General features: G+C 44.4%; 2 tRNA genes and 3 rRNA genes. All 5 read left to right on the top strand.

The window, feature by feature from the left end:
* Positions 1–660: 660 nt before the first annotated feature.
* A 16S ribosomal RNA gene (locus tag ACEWL1_RS12075) occupies positions 661–2,180 on the top strand.
* Positions 2,181–2,264: 84 nt separating this feature from the next.
* Positions 2,265–2,338: transfer RNA gene (locus tag ACEWL1_RS12070), tRNA-Ile, on the top strand.
* Positions 2,339–2,446: 108 nt separating this feature from the next.
* A tRNA-Ala gene (locus ACEWL1_RS12065) sits at positions 2,447–2,520 on the top strand.
* Positions 2,521–2,736: 216 nt separating this feature from the next.
* A 23S ribosomal RNA gene (locus tag ACEWL1_RS12060) occupies positions 2,737–5,610 on the top strand.
* Positions 5,611–5,733: 123 nt separating this feature from the next.
* Positions 5,734–5,843: ribosomal RNA gene (gene rrf, locus ACEWL1_RS12055) — 5S ribosomal RNA — on the top strand.
* The 16S, 23S and 5S rRNA genes sit together here with 2 tRNA genes alongside, the layout of an rRNA operon.
* Positions 5,844–5,920: the final 77 nt, after the last annotated feature.

Raw genomic sequence — 5,920 nt, 5'->3', positions numbered from 1 at the left:
AAAAAAAGATTGGATTAGGTATTGTGAGGTTTAAAAAGGGGTGTATATTTGCAGCCGCTAAGGGATAAGTTTGGTCTTTTTTTTAGTTTTAGTTCATTTAAATAAGGGTTTTCATTTTTTTAAAAAATAAATCAAAAAGTACTTGTTAGAAACAAAATAGTTTTTAGCTTTGCAGCCGCAAATTGATAGATATTTGAAGTTGTTTTGAGGAGTGCGTTCTGGATAAGATCTGGTTTAATTTTTTTTCAAAAAACATTGTGTAATAGATATTAAATATAGTATCTTTGCAATCCCAATTTTAGATAGGTTTAGTTCATAGAAATGGTGTTAAAAATAAATTCAAAAAAACATTAAAAATGTTTTTGGTAATTAAAAAAGAGTTTATACATTTGCACCCGCTTTGAGAGATAAGTAAAGTTCAGGTTCTGAATTGATTTCAGACCACAGAGAAATTTTGGAAGTTTTTAGGATAAAACAGTTAGTTCGAGTCTAACATTTCTACAAAGATTTAGTAAAGATTATTGGTTGATAAGATTGATAATGTAGCTAAAACGTTCATTGAAAATATTGAAATTGACAGCGTAAAACAAAGAGTAAGATTACATGATTTTTTAAAATCATAATTCTTTTGAAACTATATCATCCAAATTATAAAAATATACGATGAAGAGTTTGATCCTGGCTCAGGATGAACGCTAGCGGCAGGCTTAACACATGCAAGTCGAGGGGTAACATTGTAGCTTGCTACAGATGACGACCGGCGCACGGGTGAGTAACGCGTATAGAACCTACCTTTTACTGGAGAATAACCAGGAGAAATTCTGACTAATACTCCATAGTATGTATTTTTTGCATAATTAATACATTAAAGATTTATCGGTATGAGATGGCTATGCGTCCTATTAGTTAGTTGGTGAGGTAACGGCTCACCAAGACAGCGATAGGTAGGGGTCCTGAGAGGGAGATCCCCCACACTGGTACTGAGACACGGACCAGACTCCTACGGGAGGCAGCAGTGAGGAATATTGGACAATGGGCGAGAGCCTGATCCAGCCATGCCGCGTGCAGGAAGACGGCCCTATGGGTTGTAAACTGCTTTTATACAGGAAGAAACACTCCCTCGTGAGGGAGCTTGACGGTACTGTAAGAATAAGCACCGGCTAACTCCGTGCCAGCAGCCGCGGTAATACGGAGGGTGCAAGCGTTATCCGGAATCATTGGGTTTAAAGGGTCCGCAGGCGGTCAATTAAGTCAGAGGTGAAATCCCATAGCTTAACTATGGAACTGCCTTTGATACTGGTTGACTTGAGTTATACGGAAGTAGATAGAATGTGTAGTGTAGCGGTGAAATGCATAGATATTACACAGAATACCGATTGCGAAGGCAGTCTACTACGTATATACTGACGCTCATGGACGAAAGCGTGGGGAGCGAACAGGATTAGATACCCTGGTAGTCCACGCCGTAAACGATGGACACTAGTTGTTGGGATTTATCTCAGTGACTAAGCGAAAGTGATAAGTGTCCCACCTGGGGAGTACGGTCGCAAGATTGAAACTCAAAGGAATTGACGGGGGCCCGCACAAGCGGTGGAGCATGTGGTTTAATTCGATGATACGCGAGGAACCTTACCAGGGCTTAAATGTGGTCTGACAGCTTTAGAGATAGAGTTTTCTTCGGACAGATCACAAGGTGCTGCATGGTTGTCGTCAGCTCGTGCCGTGAGGTGTCAGGTTAAGTCCTATAACGAGCGCAACCCCTACCGTTAGTTGCTAGCAGGTCATGCTGAGGACTCTAACGGGACTGCCGGTGCAAACCGTGAGGAAGGTGGGGATGACGTCAAATCATCACGGCCCTTACGTCCTGGGCTACACACGTGCTACAATGGTATGGACAATGAGCAGCCACTATGCAAATAGGAGCGAATCTATAAACCATATCACAGTTCGGATCGGAGTCTGCAACTCGACTCCGTGAAGCTGGAATCGCTAGTAATCGGATATCAGCCATGATCCGGTGAATACGTTCCCGGGCCTTGTACACACCGCCCGTCAAGCCATGGAAGCTGGGGGTACCTGAAGTCGGTCACCGCAAGGAGCCGCCTAGGGTAAAACTGGTAACTAGGGCTAAGTCGTAACAAGGTAGCCGTACCGGAAGGTGCGGCTGGAACACCTCCTTTCTAGAGAAAAGATGGTGAGTTACGAAAGAAGATTTTACTCTTTGCTGTTAATTTTAAACAAATACTAAATATTTAAGCTATTATAGTCTCGTAGCTCAGCTGGTTAGAGCGCTACACTGATAATGTAGAGGTCGGCAGTTCGAGTCTGCCCGAGACTACTAAGTTTTAGATATTTAAGGAAATTTTAGAAGTTGGGTATCCCAAGTTGACGTATAAGTCATCAATTAACTGATAACTGTTAACTGATAACTGACAACTGAAATCACGGGGGATTAGCTCAGCTGGCTAGAGCGCCTGCCTTGCACGCAGGAGGTCATCGGTTCGACTCCGATATTCTCCACAATCCAGTAAACAGTCACAGTTTACAGTAAGCAGTTCACTGCCTACTTCAACTGAGCACTGAATACTAAGGAAAAAGTTCATTGACATATTGGTATAATGATATCGTAAGAATCAAATAGATAGAGAAGGTTTAGACTTTTAATTAAGTTTAAGCAAAATTTTATAAAAATAATAAAAGAGCTCGTTGTAGAAGTAATTCTACAGCAAAAAGTACAATAAGCTAAATAAGGGCGTATGGCGGATGCCTAGGCTCTCAGAGACGATGAAGGACGCGATAAGCTGCGAAAAGTTACGGGGAGAAGCACATATTTTATGATCCGTAAATATCCGAATGGGGCAACCCGGCATGTTGAAGACATGTCACCTAGCAATAGGGGTAAACCCGGTGAACTGAAACATCTAAGTAACCGGAGGAAGAGAAAACAATAGTGATTCCGTTAGTAGTGGCGAGCGAACGCGGAACAGCCCAAACCAAAATTGTTACGGCAATTTTGGGGTTGTAGGACCACAATATTCGATGCTAATTGAATTAGAACAGTTTGGAAAGACTGACCAAAGAGGGTGATAGTCCCGTATAAGTAAGAGAAGTTATTGATAGTGGTATCCTGAGTAGTGCGGGACACGAGTAATCCTGTATGAATCCACCGGGACCATCCGGTAAGGCTAAATACTCCTGAGAGACCGATAGTGAACTAGTACCGTGAGGGAAAGGTGAAAAGAACCCTAAGTAAGGGAGTGAAAGAGATCCTGAAACCGTACGCCTACAAGCGGTCGGAGCACATTTACTGTGTGACGGCGTGCCTTTTGCATAATGAGCCTACGAGTTACTGTTTCTAGCAAGGTTAAATGTTTAAGACATGGAGCCGGAGCGAAAGCGAGTCTGAATAGGGCGCATAGTTAGTAGTAGTAGACGCGAAACCGGGTGATCTACCCATGGGCAGGTTGAAGCTGTGGTAACACACAGTGGAGGACCGAACCAGTTGACGTTGAAAAGTCTTTGGATGACCTGTGGGTAGGGGTGAAAGGCCAATCAAACCCGGAAATAGCTCGTACTCCCCGAAATGCATTTAGGTGCAGCGTTGTGGTAAAGTTTTATAGAGGTAGAGCTACTGATTGGATGCGGGGGCTTCACCGCCTACCAATTCCTGACAAACTCCGAATGCTATAAAATATACACAGCAGTGAGGGCATGGGTGCTAAGGTCCATGTCCGAGAGGGAAAGAACCCAGACCATCAGCTAAGGTCCCAAAATATATGTTAAGTTGAACTAACGAGGTGAAACTGCTTAGACAGCTAGGATGTTGGCTTGGAAGCAGCCATTCATTTAAAGAGTGCGTAACAGCTCACTAGTCGAGCGGTTTTGCATGGATAATAATCGGGCATAAACATATTACCGAAGCTATGGATTTGTAATTTATTACAAGTGGTAGGGGAGCATTGTAACCTGCGTAGAAGGTGTACTGTAAGGTATGCTGGAGTGGTTACAAAAGAAAATGTAGGCATAAGTAACGATAATGCGGGCGAGAAACCCGCACACCGAAAGACTAAGGTTTCCTCAGCGATGCTAATCAGCTGAGGGTTAGTCGGGTCCTAAGGCGAATCCGAAGGGAGTAGTCGATGGATAACAGGTTAATATTCCTGTACTTCTTATAATTGCGATGGGGTGACGGAGTAATGAAAGCACCGCGTACTGACGGAATAGTACGTTGAAGAATGTAGCTATAGAACCAGATTAAGAGTTAGGTTTTGGCAAAGTTCGATAGTACCACAACTCTTCGGACGAGTGGATAGTGTGCCTAAGCGCTTCCAAGAAAAACCTCTAAGCTTCAGATTATAAGAACCCGTACCGTAAACCGACACAGGTAGTTGGGATGAGAATTCTAAGGTGCTCGAGAGATTCATGGCTAAGGAACTAGGCAAAATAGACCCGTAACTTCGGGAGAAGGGTCGCCCATCTAACGATGGGCCGCAGTGAAAAGGTCCAGGCGACTGTTTATCAAAAACACAGGGCTTTGCTAAATTGAAAGATGATGTATAAGGCCTGACACCTGCCCGGTGCTGGAAGGTTAAGTGGAGGGTTTAGCTTCGGCGAAGATCTGAAATGAAGCCCCAGTAAACGGCGGCCGTAACTATAACGGTCCTAAGGTAGCGAAATTCCTTGTCGGGTAAGTTCCGACCTGCACGAATGGTGCAACGATCTGGACACTGTCTCAGCCATGAGCTCGGTGAAATTGTAGTATCGGTGAAGATGCCGATTACCCGCAGCGGGACGAAAAGACCCCGTGAACCTTTACTATAGCTTAGTATTGACTTTGGATAAGTAATGTGTAGGATAGGTGGGAGACTATGAAGTGGCGTCGCTAGGCGTTGTGGAGTCGTCCTTGAAATACCACCCTTTGCTTGTCTAGAGCCTAACTCAGAAATGAGGACAGTGCTTGGTGGGTAGTTTGACTGGGGTGGTCGCCTCCAAAAGAGTAACGGAGGCTTCTAAAGGTACCCTCAGTACGCTTGGTAACCGTACGTAGAGTGCAATGGCATAAGGGTGCTTGACTGAGAGACATACAGGTCGATCAGGTTGGAAACAAGAGCATAGTGATCCGGTGGTTCCGCATGGAAGGGCCATCGCTCAAAGGATAAAAGGTACTCCGGGGATAACAGGCTGATCTCCCCCAAGAGCTCATATCGACGGGGGGGTTTGGCACCTCGATGTCGGCTCGTCACATCCTGGGGCTGGAGAAGGTCCCAAGGGTTGGGCTGTTCGCCCATTAAAGTGGCACGCGAGCTGGGTTCAGAACGTCGTGAGACAGTTCGGTCTCTATCTGCTGTGGGCGTTAGAAATTTGCGTGGATCTGACTCTAGTACGAGAGGACCGAGTTGGACTGACCTCTAGTGTACCAGTTGTTCCGCCAGGAGCACTGCTGGGTAGCTACGTCGGGAAGGGATAAGCGCTGAAAGCATATAAGCGCGAAACCCACCACAAGATGAGATTTCTTTAAAGGGTCGTGGGAGACTACCACGTTGATAGGATACAGGTGTAAAGGCAGTAATGTCATAGCCGAGTATTACTAATAACCCATAAGCTTATGTATGTCTTCCTACTTCTTCGGAAGTAGGAAGCGACACTCTTTTTTTTAAGACTAGATGATTTAAATGATATTATTAGACCAGTATGTTAATTTATACAGTTGACAATTAGTGCAACTGAAAGATTTAAGGTGGTTATAGCGATGGGGCTCACCTCTTCCCATACCGAACAGAGAAGTTAAGCCCATTTGCGCCGATGGTACTGCCAATAGGTGGGAGAGTAGGTCGCTGCCTTTCTTTATATTGATACAAATCAATATAATATACTAAAGTCCTCAATCAAAAGATTGAGGACTTTTTTTTGTTGAAAAAGT

This window comes from Polaribacter gochangensis (assembly GCF_046224025.1).
GTDB classification, from domain to species: Bacteria; Bacteroidota; Bacteroidia; order Flavobacteriales; family Flavobacteriaceae; genus Polaribacter; species Polaribacter gochangensis.
This window is presented reverse-complemented; position numbering and strand designations above follow the sequence as displayed.